The organism is Corynebacterium yonathiae (genome assembly GCF_027570195.1).
GTDB lineage: Bacteria > Actinomycetota > Actinomycetes > Mycobacteriales > Mycobacteriaceae > Corynebacterium > Corynebacterium yonathiae.
In genome coordinates this window covers 23,554-38,120 of record NZ_JAKMUZ010000009.1, presented here as the reverse complement: position 1 = coordinate 38,120, position 14,567 = coordinate 23,554, and the positions used below count along the sequence as shown (strand labels likewise).

15 protein-coding genes are annotated in these 14,567 nt (G+C 61.4%); 7 read left to right on the top strand and 8 right to left on the bottom strand.

Features of this window, described 5'->3' with window-relative positions; all coding sequences use genetic code 11:
• Positions 1-40 precede the first annotated feature (40 nt).
• The 6 genes from L8V22_RS05820 to L8V22_RS05795 all read left to right on the top strand — a co-directional run bounded on the left by L8V22_RS05820 (position 41) and on the right by L8V22_RS05795 (position 7,427).
• Positions 41-805, top strand: coding sequence for a GntR family transcriptional regulator (locus tag L8V22_RS05820; protein WP_238801447.1), 765 nt, complete (start codon positions 41-43; stop codon positions 803-805).
• Positions 806-844: 39 nt separating this feature from the next.
• Positions 845-2,431 (top strand): ABC transporter substrate-binding protein, encoded by a 1,587-nt coding sequence (locus L8V22_RS05815; protein WP_238801446.1) that lies wholly within the window; start codon positions 845-847, stop codon positions 2,429-2,431.
• Positions 2,428-3,396 (top strand): ABC transporter permease, encoded by a 969-nt coding sequence (locus L8V22_RS05810; RefSeq protein WP_238801445.1) that lies wholly within the window; start codon positions 2,428-2,430, stop codon positions 3,394-3,396. The genes L8V22_RS05815 and L8V22_RS05810 overlap by 4 nt, the downstream gene beginning before the upstream one ends.
• Positions 3,396-4,217, top strand: a complete 822-nt coding sequence (locus L8V22_RS05805; protein WP_238801444.1) for an ABC transporter permease — start codon at positions 3,396-3,398, stop codon at positions 4,215-4,217. The genes L8V22_RS05810 and L8V22_RS05805 overlap by 1 nt, the downstream gene beginning before the upstream one ends.
• Entirely contained in the window at positions 4,214-5,668 is a 1,455-nt protein-coding gene (locus L8V22_RS05800; protein ID WP_238801443.1) for an ATP-binding cassette domain-containing protein, read from the top strand. The genes L8V22_RS05805 and L8V22_RS05800 overlap by 4 nt, the downstream gene beginning before the upstream one ends.
• 67 nt (positions 5,669-5,735) lie before the next feature.
• Positions 5,736-7,427 carry an FUSC family protein gene (locus tag L8V22_RS05795; RefSeq protein ID WP_238801442.1) on the top strand — a complete coding sequence of 564 codons (1,692 nt, stop codon included), beginning with the start codon at positions 5,736-5,738 and terminating at the stop codon, positions 7,425-7,427.
• On the opposite strand, the gene thpR is transcribed toward L8V22_RS05795, so the two are convergent.
• From thpR to L8V22_RS05780, 3 genes are all read right to left on the bottom strand, one after another.
• Positions 7,424-7,966, bottom strand: a complete 543-nt coding sequence (gene thpR, locus L8V22_RS05790) for an RNA 2',3'-cyclic phosphodiesterase (RefSeq protein ID WP_238801441.1) — start codon at positions 7,964-7,966, stop codon at positions 7,424-7,426. The genes L8V22_RS05795 and thpR overlap by 4 nt on opposite strands.
• 3 nt (positions 7,967-7,969) lie before the next feature.
• Complete coding sequence (locus L8V22_RS05785; protein ID WP_005324145.1) at positions 7,970-8,092, bottom strand: hypothetical protein; 123 nt, start codon at positions 8,090-8,092, stop codon at positions 7,970-7,972.
• Between the two features lie 85 nt (positions 8,093-8,177).
• A complete protein-coding gene (locus L8V22_RS05780; protein WP_238801440.1) occupies positions 8,178-9,572 on the bottom strand; it encodes a YeeE/YedE thiosulfate transporter family protein in 1,395 nt (464 codons plus the stop codon).
• Between the two features lie 169 nt (positions 9,573-9,741).
• Here L8V22_RS05780 and L8V22_RS05775 point away from each other — a divergent pair, with 169 nt between their 5' ends.
• A complete protein-coding gene (locus tag L8V22_RS05775; protein WP_238801439.1) occupies positions 9,742-10,122 on the top strand; it encodes a hypothetical protein in 381 nt (126 codons plus the stop codon).
• Positions 10,123-10,128: 6 nt separating this feature from the next.
• Here the strand turns inward: L8V22_RS05775 and L8V22_RS11680 are convergent, their stop codons facing one another.
• The 5 genes from L8V22_RS11680 to L8V22_RS05750 all read right to left on the bottom strand — a co-directional run bounded on the left by L8V22_RS11680 (position 10,129) and on the right by L8V22_RS05750 (position 14,547).
• Positions 10,129-10,782, bottom strand: coding sequence for a response regulator (locus L8V22_RS11680; RefSeq protein WP_238801438.1), 654 nt, complete (start codon positions 10,780-10,782; stop codon positions 10,129-10,131).
• Positions 10,779-11,990, bottom strand: a complete 1,212-nt coding sequence (locus L8V22_RS05765; RefSeq protein ID WP_238801437.1) for a sensor histidine kinase — start codon at positions 11,988-11,990, stop codon at positions 10,779-10,781. The genes L8V22_RS11680 and L8V22_RS05765 overlap by 4 nt, the downstream gene beginning before the upstream one ends.
• A gap of 66 nt (positions 11,991-12,056) precedes the next feature.
• Positions 12,057-12,722 carry a response regulator gene (locus L8V22_RS05760; protein ID WP_238801436.1) on the bottom strand — a complete coding sequence of 222 codons (666 nt, stop codon included), beginning with the start codon at positions 12,720-12,722 and terminating at the stop codon, positions 12,057-12,059.
• Positions 12,719-13,330 (bottom strand): hypothetical protein, encoded by a 612-nt coding sequence (locus L8V22_RS05755; RefSeq protein ID WP_238801435.1) that lies wholly within the window; start codon positions 13,328-13,330, stop codon positions 12,719-12,721. Before L8V22_RS05755 ends, L8V22_RS05760 begins: the two co-directional genes overlap by 4 nt.
• Positions 13,327-14,547, bottom strand: a complete 1,221-nt coding sequence (locus L8V22_RS05750; RefSeq protein WP_238801434.1) for a sensor histidine kinase — start codon at positions 14,545-14,547, stop codon at positions 13,327-13,329. Before L8V22_RS05750 ends, L8V22_RS05755 begins: the two co-directional genes overlap by 4 nt.
• Positions 14,548-14,567: the final 20 nt, after the last annotated feature.

The window sequence follows — 14,567 nt, the reverse complement described above, 5'->3', positions numbered from 1 at the left end:
CGCTGCGAAAAGCCCCGGAGAGACTAAGGACAAAAGTTGAATGAGCCCACGCGATAAACAGCAGCATAGAAAGATCGCTGATTACCTGCGAGATCAGATCAGCTCTGGCGTGCTGCAGCCAGGCGATTTTCTGCCTAGTGAAGCAGATTTATGCGAGAAGTTTTCTTCTTCCCGCGGACCCGTGCGCCAAGCGGTTGCGGCTTTGCGGGCCAAAGGGCTGGTTTCCTCCGGCCGCGGGCGCCGCTCCACCGTTCTAGCCTCTACCCAGGCAGAGCTTTTTGAATCCATCTATTCCATCTCCAGCTGGCTTAGCGAATATGACGTGGATCCACAGCAACATACCCTGTGGTTGGCTCGCCGCCGCGCCCCGCGGGAAATCACTCGTTTTCTGCGTGTAGACCCAGAACAAAATGTGGTCTTTGTCCACCGCGTGCGCTATACCGAGGACCAACCCATTGCCATCGAGCGCATGTATTTCCCCATGGTGGTGGGAAAGCACATCCTAGACTTCGACGCGGATACCGGCTCTATTCACGCGCGCCTGCGCGAGTGCGGCGTGGACTTTGATAATGTGCGCCGCGAACTCACGTTGGAAGAAGCCAGTGCCGAGGATGCCGAGGCACTTGGAGTAGCCACCGGCACCCCACTGTGGCGACTCCAAATGGAAATATCCAACCACTCCGGCGAACCAGTGGAATTGGCGGTGTACCTCTATCGTGCAGACCGCATGAAGCTGGCTATGAATAGCGTACGCGGGGGCGTGTCACCCCTAGAAGTTATCCCCACACCAGGAAATTTTGCATAAGTTTCACGGCAGCTATCCCCACCGGCTACCCTGCTTTCTATGAGAAGATTTCGCGCCGGCAAAGCGCTGGGTAGCCTCGCCATGGCGGCCGCTGTAGGAACTGTCTCAGCGTGCTCGGCAGGCCATACCGCGGTGGTTGATACCTCCCAAGTAGAAAGCAACTCCGCTTCTTCTCCCCTTACCGTAGCCTCCACCTCGGCGGCCACCTCGCTGGATTTCACCACTACCGGTGGGGCCGCCATCCCCGCTGTACTCATGGACAATGTTTATGAGACTCTCGTGCGCATCGATGAGGATGGTTCTATCACCCCAGGGCTCGCCACTTCGTGGGAGATCAGCGACGACGCCCGCAGCTATACCTTCCACCTGCGCGAAGGCGTCACCTTTTCCAATGGCGATGCCTTCACGGCCGAAAGCGCTGCTTTTTCCATCAATTATGTGCGCGAAAAATGGACCAACGGCATCTCTGCCGCCATGGATCCGGTAGATAAGGCCACGGCAATCGATGATCACACACTAAAGGTGCGCCTTAAACAGCCGTCGAATGGCTGGCTCTGGTCCATGGGCACAGCCACCGGCGCGATGATGACGCCTAATGGCATGGATAACCTCGCCGCCCAACCGGTAGGTACCGGCCCCTTTGAGGTTTTCCGCTTTGCACCTTCGGAATTTGTAGAGCTCAAGGTCCGCAAAAATTATTGGGGAAAGCCCGCCGCGCACGATGTCACCGTGCGCTATTTCCCAGATACCATTTCCTCGGTCAATGCGCTGCAGGCCGGCGGCGTGGATGTGGTCTGGGGCGTGCAAAACCCAGAGCTTCTCGACGACGTCAAGGACGGCATCGTTACCGAGGTCGGCACCACCAATGGTGAGGTGTTGTTATCCATGAATAATGCCCGAGCTCCCTTTGATGATCCGCGCGTGCGCCAGGCAGTCGCCTATGCCGTAGACCGCAAGGCGGCCAATGACATTTTGTGGAATGGGCTAGCCAAAGATACCGGTGGTGCACCAATCCCACCTACAGATCCATGGTTCCAAGGCAAGCACTACTACGACTACAACCCGGATAAGGCCCGCCAGTTGCTCGAAGAGGCCGGCGCAGAAGGGGCCGAAATCACGCTGACTACACCGACGCTGCCCTATGCCCAGACCGTCGCTGAGCTGCTGTACTCGCAGCTCACCGAAGTTGGTTTTAAGGTGAAGCTAGAATCCGCCGAGTTCCCAGCCGTATGGTTGGGCCAGGTCATGGGCGCCAAAGATTATCAAATGTCGCTCATCTCCCACGTAGAGCCGCGCGATGTGCCGACCCTATTCGGCGATCCGGACTATTACCTCAACTACGATTCGCCGCGCACCCGCGAGCTTTTGGCCCAGGCCGACTCCGCGCCAGAGCAAGACTATCCCAAGCTCATGGCACAAGCCGTGGACCAGATCATGGCTGATGCCGGCGCGCTGACCTTGATGAATATGCCCAATATCGTGCTCACCCGCACAGGCGTGCGCGGGCTGCATCCTGATCAGATCACGGACGCGCTGATTTTGCGCGATCTGAGCTCCGCAGACGCTACTGCCAGCACAGACTCTGCGGATAACACCACAGATACCACCGCAAAGGAGGCCCGATGACTTCCCTTCGCATTGCCGGGCGAGCCATCGTGCGCCCGCTGCTGCGGGTTGCGTTAACGCTTTTAGCCGCCTCCATCATCATCTTCGCGCTCATGCGCGCGGTGCCGGGCAACCCGGCGCGGGTGGCGCTGGGAGTGAATGCGACCGAAGAGACCGTCGGCAAGCTCAGCTCTGAGCTGGGCCTGGATCGCCCGCTGCTCACTCAATATTGGGAGTGGATAAAAGGCCTATTTACCGGCAGTTTTGGGCAGTCATTGTCCTCGCAACAAGATATTACGCCGCTGGTGCTGGACCGCGCCCAGGTCACGCTCATCCTGATTGGTTTAGCGATGCTGCTCGCACTGGCCGGGGCCATCCCGGTGGGAATGTGGTTGGCACTGCGCAACCGTACCCGCGGCGCGGATGTGGTTTCTGCCGGTACGCAGTTGGGCATTGCGGTGCCCAGCTTCCTGCTCGGCATCATCTTGGTGGCCATCTTTGCCGTTCACCTAGGCTGGTTGCCGGCCAATGGTTGGGTGCCGCCGAACCAGGGCGCAGGCGAGTTTATGCGCCACCTCATCTTGCCGGTCATCGCGCTGGCCGTGGTGCAAGGTGCGATGCTGACGCGCTATGTGCGCTCGGCTGTGCTCGATGTACTGCATCAGGACTATATCCGTACCGCCCGTGCGCTGGGGCAATCCCCGTGGCAGGCGCTGAAGCGCCACGGCCTGCGCAATGCGGCGCTGCCGGTGCTTACCGTGGCCGGCGTACAGCTAACCACGATGGTCGTAGGCGCCGTAGTAATTGAGTCCGTCTTTGTCATCCCCGGCATAGGTTCGATGCTGCTGGATGCGGTGGCGGTGCGCGATCTGACCACGGTGCAGACCTTGGTCATGCTCCTCGTCGCCTTCGCCTTGGTGGTCAATGCCCTCACGGATGTTGCCTACCGATTCATCGATCCGCGCATCACGGCAGGTGAGAAATAATGAAGCTGCGTTTTTCTGGCTGGCTGGGAGCCATCCTCGTCGCCGCCACGGTGCTGGTGGCAGTGATTTCTCTGGTGTGGACGCCATATGACCCGACCCTGGCGCACCCGGATGTGCGGCTTGCCGGCCCCAGCGCCGAGCATCTCCTCGGCACGGATCGCTTTGGCCGCGATACCGCTTCCCGCATCATGGCAGGTGCCCAGATTACGGTCTTCGTCGGCCTAGTGGCGGTGGGAATCGCTGCCGTGGTCGGCGTGCCACTCGGCATTCTCGCTGGCATGCGCCGTGGCACGTGGGCCGATGCGATAGTGATGCGCGGTGCAGATTTGCTGCTTGCCTTCCCCGCGCTGCTTTTGGCGATTATTGCCGGCGCGGTCTGGGGGCCTTCAACGCTTACGGCCATGGTTGCCATCGGCATCGCCGGCATTCCTTCCTTCGCCCGCGTCGCGCGTTCAGGTACGTTGCAGGTCATCACGCAGGACTATATTTCCTCCGCGCGCATTTCCGCGGTGCCAGGCTGGAAGGTAGCGTGGCGCCATATTCTGTCCAATCTTGCCGGTCTGCTCATCGTGCAGGCCTCGGTATATTTCGCGCTTGCCATCCTGGCCGAGGCGGGCCTGTCCTATCTAGGCTTGGGCACCGCCCCACCGGCCGCCTCGTGGGGCCGGATGCTGCAAGATTCCCAGTCACTTCTGGGCACCGCTCCCCTGCAGGCCTTCTGGCCCGGCCTGGCCATTGCGGCAACAGTGCTGGGATTTAACCTGCTTGGCGACGCCCTCCGTGACCTCCTCGATCCCCGCCTGAAAGGATCCGCGCGATGAGCCTGCTCAAAGTAAATGGCCTGGCGGTCACCGCCGCCGGATCCACCACTGCCCTTTTGGGGCCGCTTAACTTCGAGCTCGCGGCCGGCGAGAAGCTCGGCATCATGGGTGAATCCGGCTCCGGTAAATCGCTCACGGCACTGTCCATTATGGGGCTTTTACCCGATGGAGTTCGCGCGAGCGGCTCCGTCACCGTGGATGGCCACGAGGTGATAGGCGCAGGCGATGCCCGCGTCCGCCCCCTGCGCGGAACGACCATGGCCATGGTCTTCCAAGAGCCAATGAGCGCACTAGATCCGCTCATGCGCGTGGGCAAGCAACTATCTCAAGCCGGGGTGCGCGATGCCGCAACCGCGCTCGAAGAAGTAGAGCTTGATGCCGATATCGCCACCCGGTTTCCCCACCAGCTTTCCGGCGGCCAGCGCCAGCGCGTGCTCATTGCCATGGCCATGGCCGGCCGCCCCGATCTGCTCATCTGCGATGAACCGACCACCGCGCTGGATGCCACCACGCAGGATGGCGTGTTGCACGTCATTGAGCGGGTGACCGAGGCCCGCGGCACCGCGCTGATCTTCATCACCCACGACTTGGGGGTCATCCGCCGCATGTGCCCCCGAGTTTTAGTAATGCACCACGGCGCAGTGGTGGAGTCGGGCCCTACCGAGCGGATTCTTGCCCAACCCGAGCATCCCTATACCCGCAAGCTCATCGCTTCCTCACAGCCCCCGGAGATGAGCTTTTCCCCGGCCGCAGCGGAAGATGGCCTGGTCACGCTCCAGAGGGTAAGCAAGGTGCACGGCACTAACGCCGCACTCGATGGCATCGACTTGCGCGTGCACCGCGGCGAGCGCCTCGGCATCGTGGGCGGCTCCGGCTCGGGCAAAACCAGCCTGCTCAAGCTCATCGCCGGACTCGACCAGCCGACAAGCGGCGAGGTCACCGTCGGCGGCCGGGTTCAGATGGTCTTCCAAGACCCGCAGGGCTCTCTCAATCCGCGGCTAAAGATCTGGAAATCCATCGCAGAAGCTATGCCGGGCAACCCAAACAAGGCCGAAAAGCGCTCCCGCGTCGCGGGCGCGCTCGAAGAGGTCGGGCTTCCGGCAGATAGCCTCGACCGCTTCCCGCATGAATTTTCCGGCGGCCAACGCCAGCGCATTTCCATCGCCCGCGCGCTGTGCGGCGAGCCAGATATCTTGCTGGCCGATGAAGCCGTTTCTGCGCTCGATATGTCGGTTCGCGCCCAAGTGCTGGAGCTGCTGGCGGGGGTCATCGATAAGCGAGGGCTCACTTTGCTCTTTGTCACCCACGATCTAGCGGTGGTGCGCCACCTGTGCGATAGCGTCGCCGTCCTCGACCGCGGCCGTCTCATCGAGCACGGCCCTACCGAGGCCGTATGGTCCTCCCCCAGCACGGACTACACGCGCCGGCTTATCGCGGCCGCCGAGATGTGAAGCGGGCGCTGGAGGGCGTAAGGTAGTCGGGTCAGATAACTCCGCCTAGAAAGGATCTTGCTGCTCCGTGGCCGCCCAGCTTGACTATCCCCTCCCGCAGCGCCCTAGCACTACCCAGCTGCTCACCGCGTTTAATAGCGCTTCGGTGCGCTGGCCCAGTGCCCTGCGCGCAGGATTGGCGATTCTCATTCCCGGCGCCATCGCGCTGCTTACCGGCCACGACTACGCCATCCTGCTCATTTCCACCGGCGCATTTACCGTTATCTTTGGCGAGGGCCATCCCTATCGCACCCGCCCGCGCGTCATGCTCACCGCAGGCACCGCGCTTATTAGCGTTGCGGCCGTGGGCGTGCTGGTAGGCCAACTCATTTTTGCACCGGGTCACGGCCATTGGTGGCTGCTGCTGGCTGGTCTTTACACCACGGCGTTGGCGGCCGTGTGTGGCTTTGCCCAAAATGCCCTGCGCCTGCCGCCGCCGGGCACCTTCTTCCTCGTCATGGTCGGCGGCGGCTCGGTCATGTTGGCACGCACCGATGTCACCGTGGGCCAGCTGCTTTTTTGGGCGCTGACCGGCATGCTAGCCAGCCTCGCGCTGGGCATGGCGCCGGCACTCATCGACGCCCACGGCCCCGAACGCCGCGCGGTCACTACCTTGGAGAAGGCCGCGGATGCATTCCACAATGATCGCGACGATTCCTTAGCACGCCACCACCAAGCGCAGACCGCGCTTTTTGCTGCTTGGCAGGCGCTTTCCGACGCCCACATTATCCGCGGTGGCCGCATCATCGACTCCAAAGGAGCCCACCTAGTGGAGCGCACCCTTGCGGCCCAGCACACCATCGTGGCGCATAACCGCGCCCTCGACCTCGGCTCCGATTCGGACCAGCTTACCGATCATGTCACCGACGTCGACCCAAATCGCACGGCTATCCCGCACACCCGCCCCACCGGCCGATATAGGCTTTACCGCGCTGCGGTGCGGGATTCGCATGCCATGGTCACCACCCAAAAGGTGGTTCTTTCGGCGATCATTACCATGCTCGTGGGCCTTAGCCTCGGCTTCGACCGACCGGACTGGGGTGTGGTCTCTGCCTTCCTCATGTTGCAATGGGGGCCTGACCACGTGCCGGGCACCGTCCGCGGCATCCACCGCATGCTCGGCTCCGTTGTAGGCGTGCTGCTCTTTTCCATCCTCCACTACTTTGGTATCAGTGGCTGGACCCTCCTGCTCGCGCTGGCTGCCTGCCAATTCTGCGCCGAAATCTTCGTGGCGAAAAACTACGCCATCTGCGTCATCTTCTCCACACCCTTGGCCCTGCTGATGGGCAATTCCGCCACCCGGCCCCTGTGGCCCACTATCCAAGCTCGCTGCGGCGAAATCCTCTTGTCCATCCTCATCGCCACCGCGGTGCTGTGGCTATGGCAGCGCAGTGCCCCCGTACGCAATCAGGCCCGCTTGCAAGTCCGCGCGATGGAATCCATGGCTACCCTGCTCGGACTGCTCTTTGTCAATACCCCGGATTCCGCTTTATCCGCGCGTCGCGACCTGCAATACGAGCTGCTCTCGGAGCGCCGCGCCATCCAGTCCCTCGCTGCCGATAACCCAGATGCCGTGCGCCAATTCTGGGCCCGCCACATTGCTGTGCAGCACGCTGGATACTTCCTACTAGATTTTTGCACCACCCACCCAGACCGCACCGCCACCCGCGAGAAGCTCGACACCCTCGTGCGGGAAATCCGCGCCGCCCGCGCCACCTAGAACAAGGGATATTCCTCTAGTACCTCGTAGCGCGGCCCACCGCCGCGGCCCTCACCCAGGTGCGATTGCATAAGGCAGACCCGGTCCACGCAAAATTCCGGTCCCCGATACACCGATAGGGCGCGCGTAAAATCCGCCAACGCCCACGGCTCGCGGGTGCGCCGACCGGCACGCGCGACGGTCAGGTGGGGGCGATGGTGATTAAAGGGGACATCGGCAAGCTGGCAATCCGCCATCAACTCCCGCACTCCGCGCACCTGGCCGCCGACGCCTAACCACAGGGTGCGCTGCTCAAAACTTCCAGCGCCGCTCAAGTGCACATTCACCGCCGAGCGCCCAGCCACCGCGTGGGCGAGGTGCTCACGCACGGCCGCGGCATCATTGGGCTGATCACCATAAAAGGCCATGGTCACATGCCAATTATCCGGGTCCGTCCAGCGCAACTCATTGGTGGTTGCCGCATAGATAGGCCGCAGCGTATGCACCAAATGCTCGCGCGCGGTGGCAGAAGGCAGCAGCGCGGCAAAGACGCGAATCATGGCCTAGCTGGCATACACGTTAAGGCGCAGTTCCGCGTCTAGCACGTGTTCTTCCTCGCGTTCAAAGACGGCGAAGGCATGCAAAATATCGGCAACAGCGGTGGAATTATCATCAAACTCGGGCATGAGAAAACTTCTTTCAAACCACAAAGGAGGCATAAGAATCACGCTCGATTCTTCTGCCTCCTCATAGTAGCTGACAATGATGTAATTATCCGGTCTTGACTACCGTGACCTGCCAGCCCGCATCGCCCAAGCGGTGGAAATCACGAACCTCATGGCCTTCATCAGCTGCCCACTGCGGAATGGATTCGGTGGCCTGCGTGCAGTCAAAGTCAATGACCAGGGCCTCCCCCGGCTCTAACTCAGCCATGACCTGCTTGGCCTCAATTAACGGGAACGGGCAGACCGCGCCAAGGGTATCGAGCGCGTAGCGCCCACCGCCCAGGGCGCGGGCCTTTTCCTTGGTCTGCGGCTTGGTCTTAAGCGCTACCGCCCCAGTTGCCGTGGTAAAGCTGGGCAGGACCTTGTCCTCGGCAGAGACTACAGCGTTATCGACGGACTCCGCGGTGGAATAGTTTTGCGGCTGCTGCGGCTGGTGGCCCTGCGACTTCTTCGGTTTGAGCCATAGGCGTGCGCCCGCACCGACGCCTAGCGCCATAAAGAACAGCGATACCCAGCCTTGGAAGCTAAACAAGGAGGTCTCCACCATGCCATTGCCCACGGTGCAGCCGCCAGCCAACGACGCGCCAACACCCATCATGATGCCGCCCCAAATAGCGCGGGTCGCAGTCTGCGCATCCGGAACGCGCACCCGGAATTCACCGGCGGTCTTTGCGGCGATAAACGCACCTACCAACAGACCGATGACCAGCAGGGTGCCCCAATTCATGCGGGCGGAATCACCGGTGGCGGTCCATCGCACGATATCCGCAGTTGGAGTGGTGATGCCGAGGCCGCCGTTGCGGCCGGCGTCGGCAGAAAGTACAAAGCCCACCGTGCCAATAATGCCCACAGCAACGGCTGCGATGTTCATGTTCAGTGGCTTGGCGTACCACGGCTGGCCTAGGTCCACCTTCGGGCGGCCGGCGTCCTTGGCGCGGTAGTGGCGCCACAGCAGGAAGGTCACTACCCACACAACCGCGACCAGAATCCACGGGGAGATATGTAGCGCGTCGTGGATGGTGGTTACTGGCAGGCTCCACTGCTTGAACCAATCATTCGCCGCCTCGAGCGGACCAGACTTCATGGCCGCGGCTGATAGCCCATAAAACAGCAGCGCAATCCACGAGCCGACCAGGCCCTCAGCAGAGCGGTACCACGTTCCGGAGGCGCAGCCGCCAGACAAGATGATGCCAAGGCCAAAGATGAAACCACCCACAATGACGGCTACCGGTTTGAAATCAGCAATCTCCGGAGAGAGCACGTCAGCGCCGGTCAACAGGGTAAGGCCAAAGGCATGGACCGAGATCAAAATGAGCAGAGCGGTAAAACCGCGCCAAGTCTTATTGAGGAAAATATCGCGCAGCATGCCGGTCACGCAGAAGCGCCCACGCTGCAACACGGCACCGAAGACGATGCCGGTGAGAAGTCCGGTAATAATCACACTGTCTCCTTGTATCGAGTCAAAGGCCTCAGACTACGCCCCCAAAGACAGATGTGTCTATAATAGATGTACAACCCGGTTCTAAGGTGGCAACTGTCCGCCTTTCAGTCGGCCCTCCCTACGCCACCTAAGGCGCCGCTGCCGCTCCGGGTACAAACAAGGAGAAATAATGGGAATCCCAGATGACGTAGTACTCGATGGTTATACCCTCATCGAACAACACGAAATTGACCATGAGTTCCTGCTGCGCGGCTCTCCGCTGGGTACCGAAACTCCCCTGCTTTTCGCGTTGACCATCGCCGGCATCGTGCTGGTCGCGGCCAGCCTCTTCCTCCGCGGGGGCAGCCGCGTTGCCGCAGGCCTCGTAGGCGCGCTGCTCACTCTGACCAAGCTGTGGTGGATGCCCGTAGCGCTATGGCAGCACTTTGACGACGGCCAGGTCTTTGGCTACACACTCAAGTACTTCCCGCAATACTGGCCGGCGGCCTCCATCATTGTCGGCGCCATTGCGCTTATCGGCCTACTCTCCGCCATCTTCCGCCGCGCCTAGTCTCACCTAGCCGCCAAGCACTGCAATGGCGATGTGCACCCGGTTGGTGCCATCGATCTTGGCCAGGATGTGCTTCATGTGCGTCTTGACCGTGGTCAGCGAGATGAATAGCTGCTCGGCAATCTCGGCATTGCTCAGGCCTTGGGCCACCAGCTGGGCAATTTCATTTTCGCGCTCGCTCAGCTCGGCCAATTTGCTGGGCTGAATCATCTCCTGTTCCGGCTGCGGCGGGGTGTCCGCCAGCCCCACCAGGTTTTCTAGCACCTTCGGGCTTAACTGTTGCTGGCCTTGGGCCGCTGCTCTTACCGACGCCACCAGCGCCTCCGGCGCCGTCGTCTTCAACAAAAATCCCACTGCCCCAGCGCGTAGGGCGTGCAGGATGAACTCGTCGGTATCAAAAGCAGTGAGCATCACCACCGGGATATCGCGCGCGCCGGCGAGCGAGTGCAGCTGCGCCGTCGCCTCGATGCCGTCCATGACCGGCATGCGGATATCCATCAGCACCACATCAGGCTCTTCGGCCAGGATAAGTTCGATGCCTTCCTTGCCGTTGCCGGCCTCGCCAATGACGCTAATGCCCGGCGCGCCTTCCAAGATCATGCGCAGGCCGTGGCGCAGCAGCGGCTCATCATCGACGAGCACCACCCGAATTTCACTCACTTTTCTTCCTTCCTTGGCAGGCGCAGCGTCCACGAGAAGCTTTCTTCCCCGTCCTGTACCTGTAATGATCCGCCCACCACGCTAGCGCGCTCGCGCATGCCGACGATCCCGTACCCACCACTGTGCATGCCTGCCTTTTCCCCAGTCTGGGCGGTGGGGTTAGACATGGTGATAGACAGGGCGTCGGCAAGCGTAGCGATGGTGATGGTGACCGGCTGCCCGGGTGCGTGCTTACGGGCGTTGGTCAGGCCCTCCTGGACCGCGCGGTTGAGCGCGTGGCCGGCCATGGTGCTCAGCTCCTCCAGCGATTGCGGCCCCGCGCCCGCCTGGTAGCGCACTTCCACGTCCATGCCCGCCTGGCGGGAACGCTCCACCAGCGATTCCACGCCCTCGCGCGGATCGATGCGCCCCTCGCTGCGCAGCGAGTGCAGCGCCTCACGCAGATCCCCCACGGCGGCCTCGGCTTCATCGCGAATCGTGCGCGCAGATTGCCGCGTCTCTTCCGGATCTAGGTCTTTGCGGTAGGCCAACCCGCCGGCATAGACCGCAATCATGCTCAGCCTGTGCGAGAGCGTATCGTGCATATCCCGCGCGATCCGGTCGCGTTCTTCCTGCCGCGCAAAGTTCTCCCGCGTGGCCATTTCCTCATGCGTGAGCTCCGCCTGCGCCTGCAGCGCAATCGTGCGCTCCTTCTGGTTCGAGCGAACCAACCCAACAACCAGTACGACCAGCGCCGGGATAAGCGCGCTGCCGTAATAACCCATCTGAAACGGAATATCTGCACCTTTAGCACCGGAAAAATCAGTGTCGACTAGTTTCGAGGCCACCATGGCCGTGCATACCAGCGCGATCCACAACCGGCTGCGGCGCGAGGCCGCAGAAAACGCCGCTATCATTACCGAAGGACGGTACTCAGCAATCGTCACCGTCGCCGAAATAATGGTTGCGGCTACCAACGCGCTGCGCGGGCCGGGCTGCGTGCTGCGCGGGTCACGCTCCCCAACGGCATGGCGCAAAGCCAAAGGCAAAAGCGCCCAGGTAACGACCATCACCGCGGCTGTAACAAGGATCCGAATCTCTGAGGCATCATTTTCCGCAAGTCTCATCAACGTGACCAGCACGTCGCCGACGACAACGATTAAAGCGATGAGAATCTTCTGCCACAGCGGGCGCTGGAGCATCTCGTCGGATTTTCGGAACAACTTCATAACGCGCACCAGTCTAAGCCGGCCTGCCGCCGGCGCGGTATCCCCCGCAGGGAGGATTCTCCAGCCTTAGCCACGCGCCTCTAAGACCATGATTGCGATGTGCACGCGGCTGGTACCGCCGATCTTTTTCAAAATATGCTGCATATGCGATTTCACCGTCGCCATGGACACCACCAGTTGGTCGGCGATGTCTTGATTATTCAAACCCTGGGCTACCAGCCCGGCGATTTCCCGCTCGCGCGAGCTCAAAGTGGAAAGCCGGGTGCGAGCGGTGCGGGTGTGGTGTGAATGGGCGTCGGAAAGCGCGGGGCTTTGCATGCCTACCAGCTTGTCAACGACCTGCGGGCTCAACAGCGGCTGCCCCGCCGCGGCCGCACGCACGGCCGCCATGAGCGATTCCGGCGGCGTTGACTTGAGCAAGAACCCAGCCGCCCCGGCGCGCAGGGCCCGCAAAATGAAGGAATCGGTATCAAAGGCCGTAAGCATGATTATCGGCACGGCATGGACCGACAGAATCTTCTCCACAGCCGCGATGCCATCCATGACCGGCATGCGGATATCCATCAACACCACGTCGGGCTGCGCATCGAGCACGGTTGCCACCGCCTCCCGGCCATTGCTCGCCTCGGCCACGACCTCGATATCGGGTGCATTAGACAGCAACAGGCGCAGCCCGCTGCGGACTAGGTCCTCGTCATCAACCAGCACCACGCGCAGTGCATCTGCCATCATGCTTCCTTTCCTACTGGTTGGTTCCACCGCGCGCGCCAGAACTGCGACGCAACGGGCGTATACGCCACTGTAAGCGCCACAAGAATCGCCAGCGCTATCGGCACTATATTGGCATGGCCTGTCACTACGCCATTGAGGAACGAGGGCACGACAATATCGGTCATTTTTTCGAATAATTTGGGGAAAAAGTCGATGACAAGCGTGGCCGCAATGAATGTCAGCGCAGTCTGCAAAAGCAATGTCCACAGGTTCACCCGATGCAGGCGCTTATCGACGTCCACCTTCCCCACCGCTGCAAACATCACCCTCGCTCCTTGCCCGCGAAACTGTGGCACGATATAGCCACGGCGCTCCACCAGCTCGATGCGATCTGCGTCTTCGGGCGCATTATCATCGCTATTTCCGCGCAGGAATTCCACGCTATAGGCCGAGTCATCGGTATCGGTGTAGCTGAGCTTGCGCGTAGTGCCGTTGACCGTGGAGGTAAAAAGGCTGCGCTTAGAATCTAAGTATTTTCCTGTCCAGCCCTCGCGGGTCGTGGTTTCTTCTAGGTCAATGCGCATGAGCCCGTAATCGGGATGGCGCAGGTGCCAACTCATCTCGCTCATTGCGTGGCCTCCTTGTGCGCCAGTGGTAGCTGGATGCTCCAGCTAAATTCCTCACCTTCTTCGCCGACGTGAACATTCATGCGCCCGCCGGATAGCTCCACACGCTCGCGCAGTCCCACCAGCCCGTAGCCGCCGGCGCTGGCACCTGCGCGATCCCCGGCCGGTGCCGCCGGTAGTGGGTTGCGCATCTCGATGCCCACCTCACCGGCCACCTCGCGCACCGTAATGCTCACCGGCTGGTCAGCGGCGTGCTTGCGTGCATTGGTCAGGCCCTCCTGTACTGCGCGGTGCACGGCGTGCTGCGCCATCGTGGATAGCCCAGTAAAAACATCCGGGCCGGCACCGTCCGCGTAGGTCACGGTCACCTGCGTGCCGGCCTCACGCGCGGTCGCGACTAGCTCTTCTAAGGTGGTGCGCGGATCCTCGGAAAGGTCTTCGCGCAAGGCGCTTAAGACGGTGCGCAAATCTTCTACCGCGTTCTGGGCCTCCGTGCGGATGGTGCGCGCTGCGTCTGTGAACTCGGCCGGCACGCCTTCACGCGGATAGCTCAGCGCACCCGCATGAATGGCCACAAGGCTCAGCCGATGCGAGAGCGTATCGTGCATGTCGCGCGCGATACTCTCGCGCTCTTCTTGCCGCGCGCGCTCTACCTTGGCACGCATCTCTTCGCGATTCATCCGGGCTTCTTGCTCCACCCGCCACCGCTTTTCGCGCAAATTGGCGCGCTTTTGTCCCACCAATAACCCCGCGACCATCACGACCACAACGAAGATGGCACCAACCCATCCGATATCGTCCCAGGCCATATAGGGGTTGAAGAACGCATCAATCGCAAACGCCGCCACGAAGCACGCCACTGCGGCCACCGAGCGCGAAGTCGAGCGGCGCGAGACCATGGAAATGAAAGCCACGACTCCACTAGCTGCACCAAAATAGGAGCTCGACCCCAGCAGCACGATACAGCCAGCGATGAAGCTACGGGTGGAGCCGGCATAGTCGACGTCGGAAAGCTCGCGCGGCTGGTGCTCTAACGCAAAGGGCAGGGCGATAATCGTCACCACCCCCACCGCAAAACCGGTGCAGATATAGGGCCCGTACTCCGCAAACGACGGCGAATACTCCTCAATGTCGAGGTTCATCAGCACCACGCCGATGAGCCAATTCGCCACCGCACAAGCGGCAACAATTCCCGCCGTGCTCCACTTCGTTCTGATCATGACCTAAAGCTTAAGCCCAT